General features: G+C 51.2%; 19 protein-coding genes. 10 read left to right on the top strand and 9 right to left on the bottom strand.

Annotation, left to right across the window (positions count from 1 at the left end):
• Window positions 1-29: 29 nt before the first annotated feature.
• The gene (locus AC3G3F_RS20510; RefSeq protein ID WP_063389959.1) at window positions 30-1,451 is read left to right on the top strand and encodes an MFS transporter; all 1,422 of its coding nucleotides are present in this window, start codon (window positions 30-32) and stop codon (window positions 1,449-1,451) included.
• Between the two features lie 67 nt (window positions 1,452-1,518).
• Window positions 1,519-2,211: a porin OmpL gene (ompL, locus tag AC3G3F_RS20505; protein ID WP_063389958.1), complete on the top strand. Its 693-nt coding sequence runs from the start codon at window positions 1,519-1,521 to the stop codon at window positions 2,209-2,211.
• 73 nt (window positions 2,212-2,284) lie between these two features.
• On the opposite strand, the gene typA is transcribed toward ompL, so the two are convergent.
• Window positions 2,285-4,108 carry a ribosome-dependent GTPase TypA gene (gene typA, locus AC3G3F_RS20500; RefSeq protein ID WP_000572063.1) on the bottom strand — a complete coding sequence of 608 codons (1,824 nt, stop codon included), beginning with the start codon at window positions 4,106-4,108 and terminating at the stop codon, window positions 2,285-2,287.
• 375 nt (window positions 4,109-4,483) lie between these two features.
• On the opposite strand from typA, the gene glnA reads away from it, so the two are divergent.
• From glnA to AC3G3F_RS20480, 4 genes are all read left to right on the top strand, one after another.
• Window positions 4,484-5,893: a glutamate--ammonia ligase gene (gene glnA / locus AC3G3F_RS20495; RefSeq protein ID WP_053509940.1), complete on the top strand. Its 1,410-nt coding sequence runs from the start codon at window positions 4,484-4,486 to the stop codon at window positions 5,891-5,893.
• Window positions 5,894-6,165: 272 nt separating this feature from the next.
• Window positions 6,166-7,215, top strand: coding sequence for a nitrogen regulation protein NR(II) (gene glnL, locus AC3G3F_RS20490; RefSeq protein WP_053528807.1), 1,050 nt, complete (start codon window positions 6,166-6,168; stop codon window positions 7,213-7,215).
• A gap of 8 nt (window positions 7,216-7,223) precedes the next feature.
• Complete coding sequence (glnG, locus tag AC3G3F_RS20485; RefSeq protein WP_053509936.1) at window positions 7,224-8,633, top strand: nitrogen regulation protein NR(I); 1,410 nt, start codon at window positions 7,224-7,226, stop codon at window positions 8,631-8,633.
• 101 nt (window positions 8,634-8,734) lie between these two features.
• Window positions 8,735-8,845: a YshB family small membrane protein gene (locus AC3G3F_RS20480; RefSeq protein ID WP_088734609.1), complete on the top strand. Its 111-nt coding sequence runs from the start codon at window positions 8,735-8,737 to the stop codon at window positions 8,843-8,845.
• 60 nt (window positions 8,846-8,905) lie between these two features.
• Here AC3G3F_RS20480 and hemN read toward each other — a convergent pair whose 3' ends face one another.
• From hemN to AC3G3F_RS20465, 3 genes are all read right to left on the bottom strand, one after another.
• Entirely contained in the window at window positions 8,906-10,279 is a 1,374-nt protein-coding gene (hemN, locus tag AC3G3F_RS20475; protein WP_023249096.1) for an oxygen-independent coproporphyrinogen III oxidase, read from the bottom strand.
• A gap of 188 nt (window positions 10,280-10,467) precedes the next feature.
• Entirely contained in the window at window positions 10,468-10,980 is a 513-nt protein-coding gene (gene yihI, locus AC3G3F_RS20470) for a Der GTPase-activating protein YihI (RefSeq protein WP_023249095.1), read from the bottom strand.
• A 118-nt stretch (window positions 10,981-11,098) separates the two neighbouring features.
• Window positions 11,099-11,323, bottom strand: coding sequence for a hypothetical protein (locus AC3G3F_RS20465; RefSeq protein WP_023249094.1), 225 nt, complete (start codon window positions 11,321-11,323; stop codon window positions 11,099-11,101).
• A 239-nt stretch (window positions 11,324-11,562) separates the two neighbouring features.
• Between AC3G3F_RS20465 and yihA the strand changes: the two genes are divergently transcribed.
• Window positions 11,563-12,195: a ribosome biogenesis GTP-binding protein YihA/YsxC gene (gene yihA, locus AC3G3F_RS20460; protein WP_023249093.1), complete on the top strand. Its 633-nt coding sequence runs from the start codon at window positions 11,563-11,565 to the stop codon at window positions 12,193-12,195.
• Between the two features lie 135 nt (window positions 12,196-12,330).
• Here yihA and spfP read toward each other — a convergent pair whose 3' ends face one another.
• Window positions 12,331-12,378, bottom strand: coding sequence for a small protein SpfP (gene spfP / locus AC3G3F_RS20455; RefSeq protein ID WP_071892919.1), 48 nt, complete (start codon window positions 12,376-12,378; stop codon window positions 12,331-12,333).
• 166 nt (window positions 12,379-12,544) lie between these two features.
• Complete coding sequence (polA, locus tag AC3G3F_RS20450; protein WP_023249092.1) at window positions 12,545-15,331, bottom strand: DNA polymerase I; 2,787 nt, start codon at window positions 15,329-15,331, stop codon at window positions 12,545-12,547.
• 387 nt (window positions 15,332-15,718) lie between these two features.
• On the opposite strand from polA, the gene yihG reads away from it, so the two are divergent.
• Window positions 15,719-16,627 (top strand): 1-acylglycerol-3-phosphate O-acyltransferase, YihG family, encoded by a 909-nt coding sequence (gene yihG, locus AC3G3F_RS20445; protein WP_053509931.1) that lies wholly within the window; start codon window positions 15,719-15,721, stop codon window positions 16,625-16,627.
• Between the two features lie 12 nt (window positions 16,628-16,639).
• On the opposite strand, the gene dsbA is transcribed toward yihG, so the two are convergent.
• From dsbA to AC3G3F_RS20430, 3 genes are all read right to left on the bottom strand, one after another.
• Window positions 16,640-17,263: a thiol:disulfide interchange protein DsbA gene (gene dsbA / locus AC3G3F_RS20440; RefSeq protein WP_000725358.1), complete on the bottom strand. Its 624-nt coding sequence runs from the start codon at window positions 17,261-17,263 to the stop codon at window positions 16,640-16,642.
• Between the two features lie 16 nt (window positions 17,264-17,279).
• Entirely contained in the window at window positions 17,280-18,266 is a 987-nt protein-coding gene (locus tag AC3G3F_RS20435; protein WP_023249089.1) for a serine/threonine protein kinase, read from the bottom strand.
• Window positions 18,267-18,342: 76 nt separating this feature from the next.
• Window positions 18,343-18,612 carry a YihD family protein gene (locus tag AC3G3F_RS20430; protein ID WP_023249088.1) on the bottom strand — a complete coding sequence of 90 codons (270 nt, stop codon included), beginning with the start codon at window positions 18,610-18,612 and terminating at the stop codon, window positions 18,343-18,345.
• A gap of 69 nt (window positions 18,613-18,681) precedes the next feature.
• Between AC3G3F_RS20430 and mobA the strand changes: the two genes are divergently transcribed.
• Both mobA and mobB read left to right on the top strand, forming a co-directional pair.
• Window positions 18,682-19,266: a molybdenum cofactor guanylyltransferase MobA gene (mobA, locus tag AC3G3F_RS20425; RefSeq protein ID WP_053509927.1), complete on the top strand. Its 585-nt coding sequence runs from the start codon at window positions 18,682-18,684 to the stop codon at window positions 19,264-19,266.
• Window positions 19,263-19,787 (top strand): molybdopterin-guanine dinucleotide biosynthesis protein MobB, encoded by a 525-nt coding sequence (gene mobB / locus AC3G3F_RS20420; protein WP_072158755.1) that lies wholly within the window; start codon window positions 19,263-19,265, stop codon window positions 19,785-19,787. The genes mobA and mobB overlap by 4 nt, the downstream gene beginning before the upstream one ends.
• The last annotated feature ends 224 nt before the right edge of the window (window positions 19,788-20,011 follow it).

Here is a 20,011-nt window from a genome sequence, read left to right as displayed (position 1 = left end):
CGCCTTGCGGGGCGTTTTGAGAGGCGATTATGTCTAATCATGATCCACTAACGCTAAAGTTGAGCCTGCGGGAAAAATGCGCCTATGGCGTGGGCGATTTCGGTTCGAATCTGATGCTGTGTATCGGTACACTGTATCTACTGAAGTTTTATACCGATGCACTCGGGATGCCTGCATATTACGGCGGAATTATCTTTCTGGTAGCGAAATTCTTCACCGCTTTTACCGATATGCTCACCGGCGTATTGCTGGATTCACGCCGTAATATTGGCGCAAAGGGAAAGTTTCGCCCTTTTATTCTGTATGCGTCATTTCCGGTGGCTCTGGTTGCTACTGCGCAATTCTTTGCCACTCACTTTACTTTACCCGTTAAAACAGCATTCGCGACGTTGCTGTTTATGTTGTTCGGTCTGTTCTACAGCCTGATGAACTGCTCATACGGCGCGATGGTCCCCGCTATTACCAAAAATCCGCATGAGCGCGCCCAGCTCGCCGCATGGCGACAAGGCGGCGCTACCATTGGCCTTCTTCTTTGTACCGTAGGTTTTATGCCCATTCAGGCGCTGTTTACCCGTTCCCCTTCGCTGGGTTATCTGGTTGCAGCAGTCATCTTTTCGGTCTGCGGGCTGTTCAGCATGTGGTGGTGCTTTAGCGGGGTGAAAGAACGGTATATCGAAACCGTGCCTGACACGCATAAACCCAGCATATTGAAATCCTTCTGTGCGATTTTTCGTAATCCGCCGCTGCTGGTGCTCTGCATCGCCAATTTGTGCACGCTGGCCGCCTTTAATATCAAACTGGCTATTCAGGTTTATTACACTCAGTACGTGCTGAACGATATTCATTTGTTGTCATGGATGGGTTTTTTCAGCATGGGCTGTATCCTGATTGGCGTCTTATTAGTCCCTGCTGCGGTAAAACGCTTCGGGAAAAAACAGGTTTATCTTGGTGGTCTGATACTGTGGGCCGTTGGCGATATCCTGAATTTTATCTGGGGTGGTACGTCATTCCTGTTTGTTATTTTCTCTTGTGTCGCGTTTTTCGGTACTGCTTTCGTCAACAGCCTGAACTGGGCGCTGGTTCCGGATACGGTTGACTACGGCGAATGGAAAACGGGTATTCGCGCTGAAGGCTCGGTTTATACGGGTTATACCTTTTTCCGCAAAATTTCCGCTGCGCTTGCTGGCTTTTTGCCAGGTATTATGCTGACGCAAATCGGTTATATCCCCAACATAGCTCAAGGTGACACCACGTTGCTTGGTTTGCGTCAGCTCATTTTTTTATGGCCTTGCGGTCTTGCCATTATCGCAGCACTAACGATGGGCTTTTTTTATAAGCTCAATGAACAACGTTTCGCTTTTATTATCGAGGAAATTGCCCAACGAAAGAAAACAGGTAATCAAATTGTCGCGACTAATAATAAACAAAGTATTTCTACTGTAAATAATTAAACGACGCTTGCCGCTTTATCCATCCCGATGGATGGCGGCTTCCCTACATTGGAGAAATGGATTTATTATGAAATATCTGAATACACTAGTGATATTAACCTCTGTAGTATCTACCTCTGTTTTTGCTGGCGCTTATGTAGAAAACCGTGAGGCTTATAACCTGGCGTCTGACCAAATGGAGTTTATGCTGCGCGTCGGCTATAACTCCGATATGGGGGCTGGGATTATGTTGACCAATACCTATACCCTACAGCGTGATGATGAATTAAAACACGGTTATAATGAGATTGAGGGCTGGTATCCGTTATTTAAACCTACAGATAAATTAACCATTCAGCCTGGGGGATTAATAAACGACAAAAGCATTGGTTCCGGCGGCGCGGTCTATCTGGATGTTAACTATAAATTCACCCCGTGGTTTAATCTTACGGTACGTAACCGATATAATCACAATAGTTATAGCTCAACCGATTTGAATGGCGAACTGGATAATAATGACAGCTATGAAATCGGTAACTACTGGAATTTTATCATTACCGACAAGTTTTCTTATACCTTTGAACCACACTATTTTTATAACGTTAATGATTTTAATAGTAGTAATGGTACGAAGCATCATTGGGAAATCACTAATACTTTCAGATACCGGATTAGCCAGAACTGGCTGCCGTACTTAGAGTTACGCTGGTTGGATCGCAATGTGGAACCCTATCATCGCGAACAAAACCAGATTCGCATTGGGGCCAAATATTTCTTCTAAACGAATGTATTAAAAAGCCGCTGAATTTCAGCGGCTTTTTTGGTGCCGGATGGCGACTTACGAGAAACTCGTATTACTCTTCTTTCGGACCACGGTTCGCACGGCGGCGATCGTTTTCCGTCAGGTGACGTTTACGGATACGGATAGAGGTTGGGGTTACTTCTACCAGTTCGTCGTCATCAATGAACTCCAGCGCTTGCTCAAGGCTCATTTTAATTGGCGGAACCAGAATAACCGCTTCATCCGTACCGGACGCACGCATGTTGGTCAGTTTCTTACCGGTCAGGCAGTTTACCGTCAGGTCGTTGGAGCGACTGTGAATACCGATAATCTGGCCTTCGTAAACTTCCGCGCCGTGACCCAGGAACAGCTTACCGCGATCCTGCAAACCGAACAGCGCAAACGCAACCGCTTTACCCTGACCGTTGGAGATCAGTACGCCATTCTGACGCTGACCCACTTCACCCGGACGAATATCGTCGTAATGGCTGAAGGTGGAGTACAGCAGACCAGTACCGGAAGTCATGGTCATGAATTCTGAACGGAAACCAATCAGCCCGCGGCTTGGGATCACGTAGTCAAGACGTACGCGACCTTTACCGTCTGGATTCATGTTTTTCAGGTCGCCTTTACGCTCGCCCAGCGCCTGCATGACAGAACCCTGATGCTGCTCTTCGACGTCCAGCGTCACGTTTTCGTAAGGCTCTTGTTTACGACCGTCGATTTCACGGAAGATAACTTTCGGACGGGAAACCGCCAGTTCGAAACCTTCACGACGCATATTTTCAATCAGCACGGACAGGTGCAGTTCGCCACGACCGGATACACGGAACGCATCCGCATCTTCGGTTTCTTCAACGCGCAGCGCCACGTTATGCACCAGCTCTTTGTTCAGACGGTCAAGAATCTGACGAGAAGTCACAAACTTACCTTCTTTACCGCAGAACGGCGAGGTGTTAACGCAGAAGAACATAGACACGGTCGGCTCATCAACGGACAGCGCCGGCAGCGCTTCAACGTTCTGCGGGTCACAGATGGTGTCGGAAATGTTCAGCTCGCCCAGACCGGTGATCGCAATGATATCGCCCGCTTCGGCGATATCACTGTCGATACGCTCCAGACCCAGATGCGTCAATACCTTACCCACTTTCGCGTTACGGGTTTTCCCTTCACTATCGATGATAGTGACCTGCTGGTTCGGCTTCACTTTGCCGCGTTTGATGCGGCCAATGCCGATAACGCCAACGTAGTTGTTGTAGTCAAGCTGGGAGATCTGCATCTGCAACGGACCATCGAGGTCAACGTCCGGTGCCGGAACATGATCAACGATCGCCTGATACAGCGGGGTCATGTCTTCCGCCATATCTTCGTGGTCCAGACCCGCGATACCATTCAACGCTGACGCGTAGATGATCGGGAAGTCCAGTTGCTCGTCGGTCGCATCAAGGTTAACAAACAGGTCGAATACCTGGTCGACAACCCAGTCAGGACGCGCGCCAGGGCGGTCAACTTTGTTGATAACCACAATCGGTTTCAGGCCATGAGCAAAGGCTTTTTTGGTCACGAAGCGCGTTTGCGGCATCGGGCCGTCAAATGCGTCAACCACCAGCAGCACAGAGTCAACCATGGACATGACGCGCTCTACTTCACCACCGAAGTCAGCGTGCCCGGGAGTATCAACGATGTTGATACGGTAATCATTCCATTTAATAGCGGTGTTTTTAGCGAGGATAGTAATACCACGCTCTTTCTCCAAATCGTTGGAGTCCATCACTCGCTCTTGAGTTTCGGCACGCGCGTCGAACGTACCGGATTGCTGGAGCAGCTTATCAACCAGGGTAGTTTTACCATGGTCAACGTGCGCGATGATGGCGATGTTACGCAAATTTTCGATCACAACTTTGCCTCAGGCATTAGAAATAGCGCGTTATTGTACACGGATTAATCGCACTACAAAACAGGATCACAAACATCCTCCGCAAACAAGTATTGCAGAGTCTCTTTGTGATCGCTTTCACGGAGCGTTAAAAGGGTGGCTTGCGTTCTATTGCACCAATGTGGTGCTTAATGTTCACATCAAAGCACTATTTTGGTGCAACATAGTCACCGTGGTGCAGCCCTTTTGCACGATGGTGCGCATGATAACGCCTTTTGGGGGCAATGTGAAAGTTGGCACAGATTTCGCTTTATATTTTTACGGCGACACGGCCAGCAGAATTGAAGATCTCGTTACCACGACGACCGACCATGACCAATCCGGGAGAGTACAAGTATGTCCGCTGAACACGTTTTGACGATGCTGAACGAACACGAAGTGAAGTTTGTCGATCTGCGCTTCACCGATACCAAAGGCAAAGAACAGCACGTCACGATTCCTGCTCATCAGGTAAATGCCGAATTCTTTGAAGAAGGCAAAATGTTTGACGGCTCCTCTATCGGCGGCTGGAAAGGCATTAACGAATCCGATATGGTGCTAATGCCGGATGCGTCCACTGCGGTTATCGACCCGTTCTTCGCCGACTCCACCCTGATTATCCGTTGCGATATCCTGGAACCTGGCACTCTACAAGGTTATGACCGTGACCCGCGTTCCATCGCGAAACGCGCGGAAGACTACCTGCGCGCGACCGGTATCGCCGATACCGTTCTGTTTGGGCCGGAACCTGAATTTTTCCTGTTTGACGATATCCGCTTCGGTACGTCCATTTCCGGTTCTCACGTAGCCATCGACGACATCGAAGGTGCCTGGAACTCCTCCACCCAATACGAAGGTGGCAACAAAGGCCACCGTCCGGCAGTCAAGGGGGGTTACTTCCCGGTACCGCCAGTCGACTCCGCACAGGATATCCGATCTGAAATGTGTCTGGTCATGGAGCAAATGGGCCTGGTCGTCGAAGCGCACCACCACGAAGTAGCGACCGCGGGCCAGAACGAAGTGGCAACCCGCTTTAATACCATGACCAAAAAAGCCGACGAAATTCAGATTTACAAATATGTCGTGCATAACGTGGCTCACCGCTTCGGTAAGACAGCAACCTTTATGCCAAAACCAATGTTCGGCGATAACGGTTCCGGTATGCACTGCCACATGTCGCTGGCGAAGAACGGCACCAACCTGTTCTCTGGCGACAAATATGCCGGCCTGTCTGAACAAGCGCTGTACTACATCGGCGGCGTCATCAAACACGCCAAAGCCATCAACGCCCTGGCGAACCCAACCACCAACTCCTATAAGCGTCTGGTCCCGGGTTATGAAGCGCCAGTGATGCTGGCCTACTCCGCCCGTAACCGTTCCGCCTCCATCCGTATTCCGGTGGTGGCATCTCCGAAAGCGCGCCGTATCGAAGTTCGCTTCCCGGACCCGGCGGCTAACCCGTATCTGTGCTTTGCCGCCCTGCTGATGGCCGGTCTGGACGGGATTAAGAATAAGATTCATCCGGGCGAAGCCATGGACAAAAACCTGTATGACCTGCCGCCGGAAGAAGCGAAAGAGATCCCACAGGTGGCGGGTTCTCTGGAAGAAGCGCTGAACGCGCTGGATCTGGACCGCGAGTTCCTGAAAGCAGGCGGCGTGTTCACTGATGAAGCGATCGATGCGTATATTGCGCTGCGTCGCGAAGAAGATGACCGCGTGCGTATGACCCCGCACCCGGTAGAGTTTGAGCTGTACTACAGCGTTTAAGTTGCCGTGGAAACGTTTAGCCTGTTTCTGACAGGTTTGAGGTTGATGGCAAACATTGAGATGTCCGATGGTGCAAGCTTTCGGGCCTACCGGGTAACCACCTTGTAGGCCCAATAAGGTGAAACCGCTATCCGGCACGACGTTTGTCAGCAATCTGTAGCCCATCGCACGATGGGCTTTTTTCTCCACCAACAATCTGATCTCACGCGCTTTTTAGTGGTAAAAAGCTATAATGCACTAAAATGGTGCAACCTTTTCCAGGAGACTGCTGAATGGCAACCGGCATGCAGCCCGATGCTGGGCAGATCCTCAATTCGTTAATCACCAGCGTGCTGGTGGTCGACGACGCGCTGGCAATCTATTACGCCAACCCTGCCGCGCAGCAGTTGCTCGCGCAAAGCTCACGTAAACTGTTTGGGACGCCGTTACCTGAACTGTTGAGCTATTTTTCGTTAAACATTGACCTGATGCGCGAAAGTTTAGCGGCAGGACAAGGCTTTACCGATAACGAAGTGACGCTGGTGATTGATAGTCGCTCGCATATTCTCTCTTTGACCGCCCAACGTCTGCCCGACGATTTTATTCTGCTCGAAATGGCGCCGATGGATAACCAGCGCCGTCTGAGTCAGGAACAGTTGCAGCACGCACAGCAAATCGCCGCCCGCGATCTGGTGCGCGGTCTGGCGCACGAAATCAAAAATCCGCTCGGCGGCCTGCGCGGCGCGGCGCAGTTGCTCAGCAAGGCGCTGCCCGACCCGGCGCTAACGGAATATACCAGGGTCATCATTGAACAGGCTGACAGGCTACGCAATCTTGTCGATCGTTTGCTGGGGCCGCAGCACCCGGGAATGCACATTACCGAGAGCATACATAAAGTCGCAGAGCGCGTGGTCGCGCTGGTGTCGATGGAGCTACCGGATAATGTCCGGCTTATCCGCGATTACGACCCCAGCCTGCCGGAACTGCCGCACGATCCGGAGCAAATTGAGCAAGTGCTACTAAATATTGTCCGCAACGCCTTGCAGGCGCTGGGGCCGGAAGGCGGCGAAATTACGCTGCGTACGCGTACCGCCTTCCAGTTAACACTGCACGGCGAACGCTATCGCCTGGCGGCGCGTATAGACGTTGAAGACAATGGGCCGGGCATTCCTCCCCATTTACAGGATACGCTGTTCTACCCGATGGTCAGCGGCCGCGAAGGCGGCACCGGGCTTGGGTTATCTATCGCCCGTAATCTTATCGATCAACACGCCGGCAAAATTGAATTTACCAGTTGGCCGGGGCATACCGAGTTTTCGGTTTACCTGCCGATTCGGAAATAGAGGTGTTTATGCAACGAGGAATAGTCTGGGTCGTCGATGATGATAGTTCCATCCGTTGGGTGCTTGAACGTGCTCTCGCCGGGGCAGGGTTGACCTGTACCACCTTTGAGAATGGCAATGAAGTGCTGGCTGCGCTGGCCAGTAAAACGCCGGACGTCCTGCTGTCGGATATCCGAATGCCGGGAATGGACGGGCTGGCGCTGTTAAAACAGATTAAACAACGTCATCCGATGCTTCCGGTCATCATTATGACCGCGCATTCCGATTTGGATGCCGCCGTGAGCGCCTATCAGCAGGGGGCGTTTGATTATCTGCCTAAACCGTTTGATATTGATGAAGCCGTCGCTCTGGTCGAGCGCGCGATTAGCCACTATCAGGAGCAGCAGCAGCCGCGTAATATTGAGGTTAACGGCCCGACGACGGACATGATAGGCGAAGCACCCGCCATGCAGGATGTGTTTCGCATTATTGGTCGGCTGTCGCGTTCTTCGATTAGCGTGCTGATTAACGGCGAATCAGGGACCGGTAAAGAACTGGTCGCCCATGCGCTACATCGCCATAGCCCACGCGCCAAAGCGCCGTTTATCGCGCTCAATATGGCGGCCATCCCGAAGGATTTGATCGAATCCGAACTGTTTGGTCATGAGAAAGGCGCTTTTACCGGGGCGAATACCATCCGGCAGGGCCGTTTCGAGCAGGCTGACGGCGGTACTCTCTTTCTGGACGAAATTGGCGATATGCCGCTGGATGTCCAGACTCGTCTGTTACGCGTGCTGGCTGACGGACAGTTCTACCGCGTGGGCGGGTACGCGCCAGTAAAAGTGGATGTGCGCATTATCGCCGCCACCCACCAGAACCTCGAACTACGCGTTCAGGAAGGGAAATTCCGCGAAGACCTGTTCCACCGCCTGAACGTGATTCGTATCCATCTCCCGCCGTTGCGCGAGCGTCGTGAGGATATTCCGCGCCTGGCGCGCCATTTTTTGCAGGTCGCCGCCCGTGAGTTAGGCGTAGAAGCCAAATTATTACATCCGGAAACCGAAATGGCGTTAACGCGCCTGGCATGGCCTGGTAACGTGCGTCAGTTAGAAAATACCTGCCGCTGGCTCACCGTCATGGCCGCCGGGCAGGAGGTATTGATCCAGGATTTACCGGGTGAACTGTTTGAAGCTTCGGCGCCGGATAGCCCGTCCCACCTGCCACCGGATAGTTGGGCCACATTACTGGCGCAATGGGCGGACCGCGCCTTGCGATCCGGTCATCAAAATCTGCTTTCTGAAGCGCAGCCAGAACTGGAAAGAACGTTACTGACCACGGCGTTACGCCATACGCAGGGCCATAAACAGGAAGCCGCCAGGTTGCTCGGTTGGGGGCGAAACACCCTAACGCGGAAGCTGAAAGAACTGGGAATGGAGTAATTATGTAAAGATTAATAATTGAGCGCAAAACGCTGCTATTTTGCACTTTACTGTTCCAATGAGTTCAGTATGATCATGCCCGGCAAACGGGGGGATTCATTATGTTAGAATCTATTATTAATCTGGTATCGAGTGGGGCGGTCGACAGCCACACGCCACAAACTGCGGTAGCCGCCGTATTGTGTGCCGCGTTGGTGGGACTGTTCAGCTAACGGGTTCGCCGGGTAGCGGTTACGCCTTACCCGGCCTACTTGCCCCGTAAGGCAGCACGGCTATATGACGCGCGAGAACTGTTGCATCCGCGCTTTCTGGCGCAGATAAGCATCAAAGCACATGCAAATATTGCGAATCAGCAGGCGACCTTTCGCCGTCACCTGAATCCCCTTCTCGCTGATATCCACCAGCCCGTCTTTCGCCAGCGGTGACAGTAATTGCAAATCTTCGGCAAAATACTCAGCGAAATGCAAACCCCACTGCTGTTCGACGGCGTTAAAATCCAGGCGGAAGTTACAAATCAGCGCCTTGATAACATCGCGACGAATGCAATCATCACGGGTCAGCGTAATACCACGCCATAGCGCATTGCCCCGCTCATCCACTTGCTGGTAATAACGCTTCAGCTCTTTCTGGTTCTGCATGTAGCCATCGCCAATCATGCTGATGGCAGAAACGCCCATTCCCAGCAGATCGGTATCGCCCTGGGTGGTATACCCCTGAAAATTACGGTGCAGCATACCTTCGCGCTGCGCGACGGCCAGCTCGTCGTCCGGACGGGCAAAATGGTCCATCCCGATAAACTGATAACCGGCCTGAGTAAGCGATACGATCGTCTCCTGCAAAATATCCAGTTTCTGCTGCGCGCTGGGTAAATCGGCATCTTTAATTTTACGCTGGGCGGCAAAAAGCGTTGGCAGATGCGCATAGTTAAAGACGCTCAAACGGTCAGGGTTCAGTTCCGTCACACGCTTCAGCGTGAAAGCGAAGCTTTCCGGCGTCTGTTTCGGTAGACCGTAGATCAAATCGATATTCGTCGAGGTAAAGCCGATATCGCGGGCGTGATTAAGCAGCGCAAAGATGAACTCTTCATCCTGTTCGCGGTTAACCAGGCGCTGCACCTCTTTATTAAAATCCTGTACGCCCATACTCAGGCGGTTAAAACCTTCCGCGCGTAAATGATCGAGCACATCCAGTTCAATTTCACGGGGATCGACTTCGATCGAGATTTCCGCGTCGGTATTAAAGTGGAAATTTTCACGCAACAGCGTCATTAAGCGACTGATTTGCGCTTTATTCAGGTAAGTTGGCGTACCGCCGCCCCAGTGAAGCTGGCTAACCTGACGGCCTGCAAACAGCGGCGCGCGATGGCGGATTTCCTGCTCAAGCGCGTCAAGATACTGGTCAGCTTTATGCTGTTGGCGGGTGACAATCTTGTTGCAGCCGCAGAAATAACACAACTTGTGGCAAAACGGGATATGCACGTACAGCGAGAGCGGACGTTCAGGATAGCGCGCCACAGCCTGCGAGAATGCTGCGTCCTTGAAGTCTTCAGAGAACTCCAGCGCGGTTGGGTACGAGGTATACCGTGGCCCGGAATAGTTATATTTCTGGATCAGGGCCAGATCCCAGTCTATTTGCTGTTCAGACATGCTTACTCCTTCCGATGGCGTCTCTGGCGGGTACGGCGTACCGACTTCACGCCATGACGGGCGGCAAGCCGGTTGCGCAACCATTTCTGTCGCCGCGACAATCGCTGTAGTTTAACGAATAACCACACCAGATAACATATAACCGGAAGGGTTATAAGCAGGACGGGCAAACCCACGGTGTAAACCCGTTAGTTGCCGCCTCTTAGCAGGCGCATCATATCTTCCTGCTTCTCGTCCTCTTCTTCGTCTTCCTCGTCATCGTAAGACAGACCAAGCTTCTGCATCAGTTCATCAATACGATCCAGTTTGGCATCTACCCAGGCTTGATCTTCAGTCCCCAGGGTTTCGCCCGCTTCCAGACGTTCTAACAGCGCATCCAGGCGCTCATCCGTTTCCAGTAAATCCAACTCCGCCTGCGGTGAAAGCATAGGTTTCTCACTTTTTGGTTTATGCTGTTGGGTCACTTTTTCAGTCACGCCCAATGGAACAGGTGTTTTACTGCCAAGACGTGGATCTTTCTGTTGATTCTGATTGCCGCCGCCTGAAGCGGAATTGCCGCCCGCCGCGCGACTTCCCGGCGCATGACCGCGATGTTTTTTCAGGCGTTTACGGTCGCGCGCCTCCTGGTTTAACTCTTCACGCGTTTTACGACGCTGTTTGCCAAAGGCTTTACTGCGCGGTGCAGAGGTTGGTTTTTTCATGATGTCAGATCTTTAAGCCGTTTTACTCAGTATAGAATTGAGGCGGAATCTAGCAGAAAGCAAGCAAAGAAAAAAGGCGACAGAGTAATCTGCCGCCTTTTTTCTTGACCCACGCCCCTTAACGGGTTCCACCATCCCTGTTGGCTATCAACACGCCCTGTTTTTCCCTTAGCCTGGAACATTCCATGTTGTTTCCATTTCCTTTTACTAACGTCTCCGGACGTTTGTCTTCCTGACAATCCTGAGTCTTCGCCTCCTGGCGCTCCTGACCCTCATCCTGAGTCGTTGATCCTGTTAGCGTCCTCGCTATGCGCGTTACTTTACTCTTTTGGGGTAAACTCACAAGATACCAACGCGGCAATTTCCTCTTTTTCAGACAATTACCCCTCTATAAATTTATGATTTAACTGTATTAACTGGTTTTTAACATTACAACGACTCTGTCATATCGCATAGGGACAATGGGCAATATCTCACGAAGTGTATGGCTTTTGCTTACAGCGTCGGCACGCCGAAAAATCCGCCTTTTGCTGGCGTTCAGGTATAATCGCGACAAAGCTTTGACTGACGGAGACGACCGCTTTGACTAACCTGAATTATCAACAGACGCATTTTGTGATGAGTGCGCCTGATATTCGCCATTTACCTTCCGATTCCGGAATTGAAGTGGCTTTTGCTGGCCGTTCCAATGCAGGTAAATCCAGCGCCCTGAACACCCTGACCAACCAAAAGAGCCTGGCGCGCACCTCTAAAACGCCAGGCCGCACCCAACTGATTAACCTGTTTGAAGTGGTAGATGGCAAACGACTGGTCGACCTGCCAGGCTATGGCTACGCGGAAGTCCCGGAAGAGATGAAGCGCAAATGGCAACGCGCGCTGGGGGAATATCTGGAGAAACGTCAAAGCCTACAAGGCTTAGTCGTTTTAATGGATATCCGCCATCCGTTGAAAGACCTCGACCAACAGATGATCCAGTGGGCTGTAGAGAGCAATATCCAGGTTCTGATACTGTTGACCAAGGCGGACAAACTGGCCAGCGGCGCGCGCAAGGCGCAGTTGAATATGGTACGTGAAGCCGTGCTGGCTTTTAATGGCGATGTGCAGGTAGAAGCGTTTTCCTCGTTGAAAAAGCAGGGAGTAGATAAGTTACGTCAGAAGCTGGATAGCTGGTTTAGCGAGTTAGCGCCGGTAGAAAAGGCGCAGGACGCCGAATAAACGGGTAGGACGGATAAGCGCCATCAGGCCATAAATGCCGGATGGCGACCAAACGCGTCTTATCCGGCTCATAACCTTTTCTTCCGTCCAATAAAAAACGCCCCAGTCATAAACTGACTGGGGCGGCTAAAATATTCAGCCAAATCCGATTACGTGAAGTAAAAGGTCTGAAAGATAGAACATCTTACCTCTGTACCCTACGTGGATAACTTTACTCTTTTTTGAGCAACACAGAAAGACTTTTTCGTAATTTTTTTTCATTCTTTACATAGGGAATTCTAATATCTATCACAAAACCCCCTCACTTATGTTGCTTAATTACGAAAAAAGCGCGTTATCCTCTAAACGCTTAGTGCGCTTGATCCCAATTTTCTCCGCTGCCGACCTCCACCAGCAACGGCACATCAATACGCGTACAGTTTTCCATCAACTGATGGATACGTTTTGATACCGCATCTAAATCGTCTTTATGCACTTCGAACACCAGTTCATCGTGTACCTGCATAATCATCCGCACGCGCGGCTGCTCGGCCTGTAGCCAGGCATCAACGGCAATCATTGCACGCTTGATGATATCGGCTGCCGTTCCCTGCATGGGGGCATTGATCGCCGCACGCTCTGCCCCCGCACGCCGCGCCGCGTTGCTGGATTTAATATCCGGCAGGTAAAGGCGGCGTCCCTCCAGCGTTTCCACGTAGCCTTGTTCTTTTGCCTGAGCGCGGGTGCGCTCCATATATTCCAGCACGCCAGGGTAGCGTTCGAAGTAGAGATCCATATACTTCTGCGCCTCTTTACGCGGGATATTAAGCTGGCGAGAAAGACCAAAGGCGCTCATACCGTAAATCAGGCCAAAGTTAATGGCTTTCGCACTTCGGCGCTGTTCCCCGGTCACGCTATCCAGCGGCAGGCCAAATACTTCCGCCGCCGTTGCGCGGTGGATATCTTTCCCTTCGGCGAACGCCGTGAGCAGTCCTTTATCACGGGAAAGATGCGCCATAATACGCAACTCAATCTGTGAATAGTCCGCAGACACGATGAGATAATCCTCAGGCGCAATAAATGCCTGACGAATGCGGCGGCCTTCGTCGTTGCGCACCGGAATATTTTGCAGGTTCGGATCGGTCGACGATAAACGTCCCGTCGCCGTTACCGCCTGATGATAGGACGTATGGACGCGCCCGGTTTTCGGGTTAATCATCAGCGGCAGCTTATCGGTATAGGTAGATTTTAGCTTCGCCAGACCACGATACTCCAGAATCACTTTCGGTAGTGGATAGTCCAGCGCCAGCTCTTCCAGCACCTCTTCCGATGTTGACGGCGCACCGCCAGGCGTTTTCTTCAGCGGCTTAATACCCTGCTTTTCAAACAGGATGGTCTGTAACTGCTTCGTTGAGGACAGGTTGAACGCCTCGCCCGCTATGTCATGCGCTTTCTTTTCCAGTTCCGCCAGACGTAGCGTAATTTCTTCCGAATGTTTGTGCAAAACAGCAGGATCGATTTTTACGCCGTTGCGCTCAACGCGCGACAGTACCGGCACCAACGGCATTTCGATGTTTTCGAAAACATTCAGTGGGCCTTTGTGCTGCTGGAGCTCAGGCCACATTTTGAGATGCAACTGTAGCGTGACATCCGCATCTTCTGCCGCATAGCGTCCCGCTTCCTCCAGCGCGATCTGATTAAAGGTGAGCTGGTTTTTGCCTTTCCCGGCAATTTCTTCAAAGGTGATCGTTTTGTGCTTCAGCCAACGATCGGACAAGCTGTCCATATCATGGCGTCCGGCGACGCTGTTCAGAATGTAAGACTCAAGCATGGTATCAAAGGCGATACCGCGCAGCTCAATGCCATAGTTCTGCAAGACACCACGATCGTACTTGAGGTTTTGCCCCACTTTGCGCGCTTTTTCATCTTCCAGCAACGGCTTCAGCAGTTCCAGCGCACGCTGGCGGGAGATTTGATCCGGAGCGTCCAGATAATCATGCGCGACAGGCACATACGCGGCAACGCCAGGCTCGATAGCAAACGAGAGGCCCACCAGGTTGGCGGCGATATTATCCAGGCTGTCGGTCTCCGTGTCGAAAGCGAAAACTGGCGCTTTTTTCAGCTTTTCAATCCAGCTTTCCAGCGTGGCTTCGTCCAGAATAGTGACATAATTTTCATAAGAGAGCGCCGCTGTCGGCTCGCTGGGCGATTCATCAATAACGACCGTTTCCTGCGGTTTCGCCGCCGGTTTCGCGCCCTTTGCCTGTAGCCACTTGCCTGACTCGACGTCCGCCGTCCAGCGCTTAAACTCATATTTTTTAAACAGGCCCAGCAGTTCATCCGCAATCGGCTGCTGAACTTCAAGCTGTTCGCAGGTCAACTCCAGCTCAACATCCGTTTTAATGGTGGCTAGTTTATAAGACAGGTACGCTACGTCTTTATTCTGCGCTAACTTACCGGCCATCGTTTTGGCGCCGCGGAAAGTGAGACCGGCAATTTTTTCCGGCTCGGCGTACAGCGTATCCAGGCCGCCCAATCCCTGAAGCAAGGCTTGTGCCGTCTTCTCGCCCACGCCAGGTACGCCCGGAATATTATCCGAGGAGTCCCCCATCAGCGCCAGAAAGTCGATAATCAGTTCAGGCGGCACACCATACTTATTAACGACTTCATCCGGGCCGAGAATGGTGTTGGTCATGGTGTTGATCAGCGTAATATTCGGCGTCACCAACTGTGCCATATCTTTATCGCCAGTGCTGATTAATACTGGACGCCCCACCTTCTCCGCTTCTCGCGCCAGTGTACCGATAACGTCATCCGCTTCTACGCCAGAGACCGCCAGCAGGGGTAGCCCCATTGCTTTAACCATGGCATGTAACGGCTCTATTTGCGCACGCAGATCATCTGGCATAGGAGGACGATGCGATTTGTAATGTTCAAAGAGCTCATCACGGAAGGTTTTTCCTTTGGCGTCAAACACCACCGCAGCATGCGTCGGCTGATACTGCATGATCAGGCTGCGCAACATGTTGAGGACACCATACATTGCGCCCGTAGGTTCTCCCGCACTGTTGGTTAACGGCGGAAACGCATGATAGGCGCGATAGAGATAGGATGAGCCATCTACGAGAATAAGTGGGTTTTCTGGGATCTGAACCATAATGTCCGTGCCTGTTTAACAGATTATGGTTAAAGGATGCCACATACAGGAGGAAAACTTGAGTTTTTCGCCGTATTTGCAGAAAAGTTTTGTGGATCTTCAGGATCGCTCGCAAAACAATCTGTGGATAACTTTGTGTATAAATTCTTGCCATTGCTTTAAAATCAGCGCGATAGTCTTCACATCTTAATAATTACCTATTATTTTCAATTAGTTGTTAACATCACACTTTTCTTATTATCTGATTCATGCCGTTATCATAATGTGGATAGTTGTTACGAGTGTTTCTATTTCACTCCGCGCCATCATTAGCATCGTTTTCTGATAGAATCAGCCTCTTGCGCCGTTTTCGCGCACCGTTTATGGCTAACTTTTGAATAATTCATTATGACGAGAATACTCGCGGCGATCACGCTCCTATTGAGTATCGTATTGACCATCCTGGTCACCATAGTTTGCTCAGTACCGATCATCGTTGCCGGAATGGTAAAGCTCCTTTTGCCTGTTCCCGGCGTCTGGCGTAAGGTCTCCATTTTCTGCAATTTCATGATGTATTGCTGGTGTGCTGGTCTTGCAGCGCTGCTACGCCTTAATCCGCATTTGCAATGGGATGTAGAAGGGTTAGAAGGGCTGAGCAAGAAAAATTGGTATTTACTGATTTGTAATCATCGTAGCTGGGCCGATATCGTTGTGCTTTGCGTTCTGTTCCGCAAGCATATCCCAATGAATAAGTACTTTCTTAAACAGCAATTGGCCTGGGTGCCTTTCATCGGACTGGCGTGCTGGGCATTAGATATGCCGTTTATGAAGCGCTATTCCCGTAGCTACCTGCTCCGCCATCCTAATCGACGCGGCAAAGATGTTGAAACGACTCGTCGCTCTTGCGAAAAGTTTCGCCGGTATCCCACCACTATCGTTAACTTTGTTGAAGGCTCGCGATTTACGCATGAGAAACGCCAGCAAACGCATTCACCCTATCAACATCTGTTGCCACCAAAAGCAGCCGGTATTGCAATGGCGATTAACGTCTTAGGCGCACAGTTCGATAAGCTGCTTAATATTACGTTGTGTTACCCAAACAACGATCGCCACCCCTTCTACGATATGCTAAGCGGTAGGCTGACGCGTATTGTTGTTCGGGTGCAACTGGAACCCATAAATGAAGGACTGCACGGCGATTACGTGAACGACAAAATATTCAAACGCCGTTTTCAACGTTGGCTTAATACGCTGTGGGATAAGAAAGATATACAGATAGAAGGGATTAAAACGTCTTATAAAAACGCCGGTCAGTGACCGGCGTTCTTTTTATTTTTTATCAACCAAATATTTCACAGTATCAGCATACTGCTGAACAAAAACATCCATGCTGCTGGTATCCATGCCTTGTGGGTTAATCTGGTATTTGCCATTTACGAACATCGCCGGAACGCCCTGCAATTGCAGGTCAGACGCGGCTTTCTCCTGTTGCGCAACCAGTGATTTCACCACGAAGCTGTTCCATGCCGCATCGTAATCTTCGCCTTTGACGCCCGCATCAACGAACACTTTACGGATATCCGCGGCAGATTGTACTGTCTGGGTTTTCTGTACGGCTTCAAACAGCGGGACCGTGACTTTATCTTCTACACCCAACGCCATCGCCACCGCCCATGCCTGGGTGAGATCCTTGCCCAACGGCCCCAGGAACTCAACGTGGTACTTGGTCATTTTGGTGCCTTCCGGAAGCTTTTTCTTCACGTTGTCAGACACATGAAGCACTTCTTCAAACTGATAACAATGTGGGCAGTAGAAGGAGAAGAACTCCAGCACCTGGGGTTCGCCAGCGACCGGTTTATCCAGCGTGATATACTGTTTACCGTCGCTGATCTGTGCTGCCGAGGCGCTAAAAGCTAAAACCATACCAGCCAGCGCCAGCCAAATCTTTTTCATGATCAACTCTCTCCGATTAATACATTGGCGTTAATTGTAAAGGGGGTTCGTGCAAAATTTTTGTCTGCTCAATAAAAGTCGTTGTCTGTCGCTGCCAGTAATCTTCCCCTGTTAACCAGGGAAAGTTTTTCGGAAACGCAGGATCGCCCCAACGACGAATCAACCAGGCAAGATAATAAACTAAACGCATAGCGCGTAAAGGTTCAATGAGACCGATTTCAGACGTATCGAACTCACTAACTTCTTCATAAGCTTCAATAATGGTTTCAAGCTGCATTCGCTGTTCGGCTTTGTCGCCATTCAGCAACATCCATAAATCCTGTATCGCCGGGCCGTTACGGGCATCATCTAAATCGACAAACAGCGGTCCATCACGCCATAGAATGTTGCCGGCATGACAATCGCCGTGCAATCGCAGCGTGGTGAAATCAGTGCGCCAGCATTCGGTAACTGCAGACAGTAGAGTATCAGTGGCTTTCAGGAAAGCCGCTTTTTGCCCGGAGGGAATCAGTGCGGCATCTTCGAATACCTGGCGAGGTTCAAAAAGATACTCTGCAAGCCCAATGTCAGGCCGGAAAGTGAAAGGTCGTTTTCGCCCCGTCTGATGCAATCGGCCAAGATAACGCCCTACCGCCTCCATCTGATCGATATTGTCCGCTTCAAACTGACGACCGCCTACGCTGGGGAAAATGGCATAATGATAGCCCTGATGCGCTAACAGCGTCTGGCCATTAAAAGCGAGCGGAGCAGCAACCGGAACCTCATCCTTCACCAGTTCAAGCGCGAACTGGTGTTCTTCCCGAATTTGATCAACAGACCAGCGTTCAGGACGATAAAACTTAACGACAAAACGTCGCCGATCTTCATCCTGAAACTGATAGACGCGGTTTTCATAACTGTTTAGCGGAGTCAGCCCGGAATCCACCCTGATCCCCTGTTCAAACAGCGCATCCATGATGGTTTCCGGGTGTAGCGTCTGGAAAGTAAAAGCGTTGTCGTTCATCCCATCATCCGGAAAATACTACGAATGATTCAGGATATCATTTCGTGGCGATTTCGGTGGCGCCGCTTACAAGGTTTTACTCTTTAATAACGCCGCGGGCGCGTAAAAGCGCCGTTTTAAAGTCTTCTTCATAGTCTTTTTGAATCCCCGGTATGGCGGCGTCTTTGGCGGAATCGCGCATTTTCAGATGGTAAATCAGGATATCATCAGTTAACTCTTCCAGATTGCCGTCAAAACCTGACTCTTTCGCCAGTTTCTGCAAAAATTGCGTCAGGTTAAGATCGGGCTCTTTCTGCCAGGCTGGCTGGAGGAGTTCAATGACTTCATTCAGACGTTTACATTTCATAGCTGTGCTCCTTATTCTTGATACAGACACGGTAGCAGGGTCAATCCCACAATAAAAGAGGCGATATCGGTGAATCAGGATGAAGTGATAACCGGCGTGGTGCTGGCAGGCGGTAAAGCCCGACGGATGGGAGGTGCGGATAAAGGTCTGCTTGAACTGGACGGTAAACCGCTCTGGCGGCACGTTGCCGACGCGCTCGCGCCACAACTTGCTACGGTCGTCGTAAGCGCTAATCGCCATCTGGATATCTACCGGGCCAGCGGCCTGAAAGTCATTCCGGATTCAATCGCTGACTTTCCCGGTCCGCTGGCGGGTATGCTTTCCGTTTTTCAGCAGGTAGCAGGCGACTGGTTTCTATTTTGCCCCTGTGACAATCCCTATATCCCCCACAACATAGTCGATCGTTTAGCAGCGCAGCGTCATAGCGCACCCGTGGTTTGGGTTCGTGATGGAGAACGCGATCATCCAACGATCGCGTTGATTAATCGTTCCGTTCAGCCCCAGTTGACAGCTTATTTGCAAGCAGGCGAGCGGCGGGTAATGATTTTTATGCACCAGGCAGGCGGACACGCCGTTGATTTCAGTGATTGTAAGGAGGCATTTGTGAACGTCAACACGCCGGAGGAACTCGCGAAATGGCAAAAGAGACCATAATACCGCTACTCGCAATTGCCGCGTGGAGCGGAACGGGAAAAACAACACTGCTGAAAAAACTGATCCCAGCACTTTGTGCGCGCGGGATTCGGCCAGGGCTGATTAAGCATACCCATCATGATATGGATGTCGATAAGCCGGGTAAAGATAGCTACGAGCTGCGTAAAGCCGGGGCGGCACAGACGCTGGTTGCCAGTCAGCAGCGCTGGGCGTTAATGACTGAAACGCCGGAGCAAGAAGAGTTAGATCTGGCATGGCTGGTGAGTCGGATGGATGCATCAAAGCTGGATCTGGTGCTGGTAGAAGGCTTTAAGCATGAGTCCGTGGCCAAGATCGTTCTGTTCCGTAACGACGCTGGGCACGATGTGAATGAGTTGGCTATCGATGAGCATACGATCGCCGTAGCCAGCGATATTGCGCTGGATATTGGCGTTCCGGTACTCGATTTGAACGATGTTGATGGAATTGTGGCGTTTATCGTAGCGACGTTAGGGTTAACTGCCGCCGCGGAGTGGGCGTAAACGCCTGCTCCGGGCTCTGTGTGCTGTTCTGTAGCCGGGACACACCGACTATTCACCGCATTTTTTGCAGCAGACGCAAAAAAGCCCATCCGTCAGGATGGGCTTCTTCACTATTTGATGCCTGGCAGTTTATGGCGGGCGTCCTGCCCGCCACCCTCCGGGCCGTTGCTGCGCAACGTTCAAATCCGCTCCCGGCGGATTTGTCCTCCTCAGGAGAGCGCTCA

This window comes from Salmonella sp. FC25216 (assembly GCF_057751355.1).
This window is presented reverse-complemented; position numbering and strand designations above follow the sequence as displayed.

Excerpts from the sequence above, each read along its gene's own strand:
- AC3G3F_RS20510 (WP_063389959.1), top strand. The coding sequence starts at position 30 with ATGTCTAATCATGATCCACTAACGCTAAAGTTGAGCCTGCGGGAAAAA.
- ompL (WP_063389958.1), top strand. The coding sequence starts at position 1,519 with ATGAAATATCTGAATACACTAGTGATATTAACCTCTGTAGTATCTACC.
- glnA (WP_053509940.1), top strand. The coding sequence starts at position 4,484 with ATGTCCGCTGAACACGTTTTGACGATGCTGAACGAACACGAAGTGAAG.
- glnL (WP_053528807.1), top strand. The coding sequence starts at position 6,166 with ATGGCAACCGGCATGCAGCCCGATGCTGGGCAGATCCTCAATTCGTTA.
- glnG (WP_053509936.1), top strand. The coding sequence starts at position 7,224 with ATGCAACGAGGAATAGTCTGGGTCGTCGATGATGATAGTTCCATCCGT.
- AC3G3F_RS20480 (WP_088734609.1), top strand. The coding sequence starts at position 8,735 with ATGTTAGAATCTATTATTAATCTGGTATCGAGTGGGGCGGTCGACAGC.
- hemN (WP_023249096.1), bottom strand. The coding sequence starts at position 10,279 with ATGTCTGAACAGCAAATAGACTGGGATCTGGCCCTGATCCAGAAATAT.
- yihI (WP_023249095.1), bottom strand. The coding sequence starts at position 10,980 with ATGAAAAAACCAACCTCTGCACCGCGCAGTAAAGCCTTTGGCAAACAG.
- polA (WP_023249092.1), bottom strand. The coding sequence starts at position 15,331 with ATGGTTCAGATCCCAGAAAACCCACTTATTCTCGTAGATGGCTCATCC.
- yihG (WP_053509931.1), top strand. The coding sequence starts at position 15,719 with ATGACGAGAATACTCGCGGCGATCACGCTCCTATTGAGTATCGTATTG.
- dsbA (WP_000725358.1), bottom strand. The coding sequence starts at position 17,263 with ATGAAAAAGATTTGGCTGGCGCTGGCTGGTATGGTTTTAGCTTTTAGC.
- AC3G3F_RS20435 (WP_023249089.1), bottom strand. The coding sequence starts at position 18,266 with ATGAACGACAACGCTTTTACTTTCCAGACGCTACACCCGGAAACCATC.
- AC3G3F_RS20430 (WP_023249088.1), bottom strand. The coding sequence starts at position 18,612 with ATGAAATGTAAACGTCTGAATGAAGTCATTGAACTCCTCCAGCCAGCC.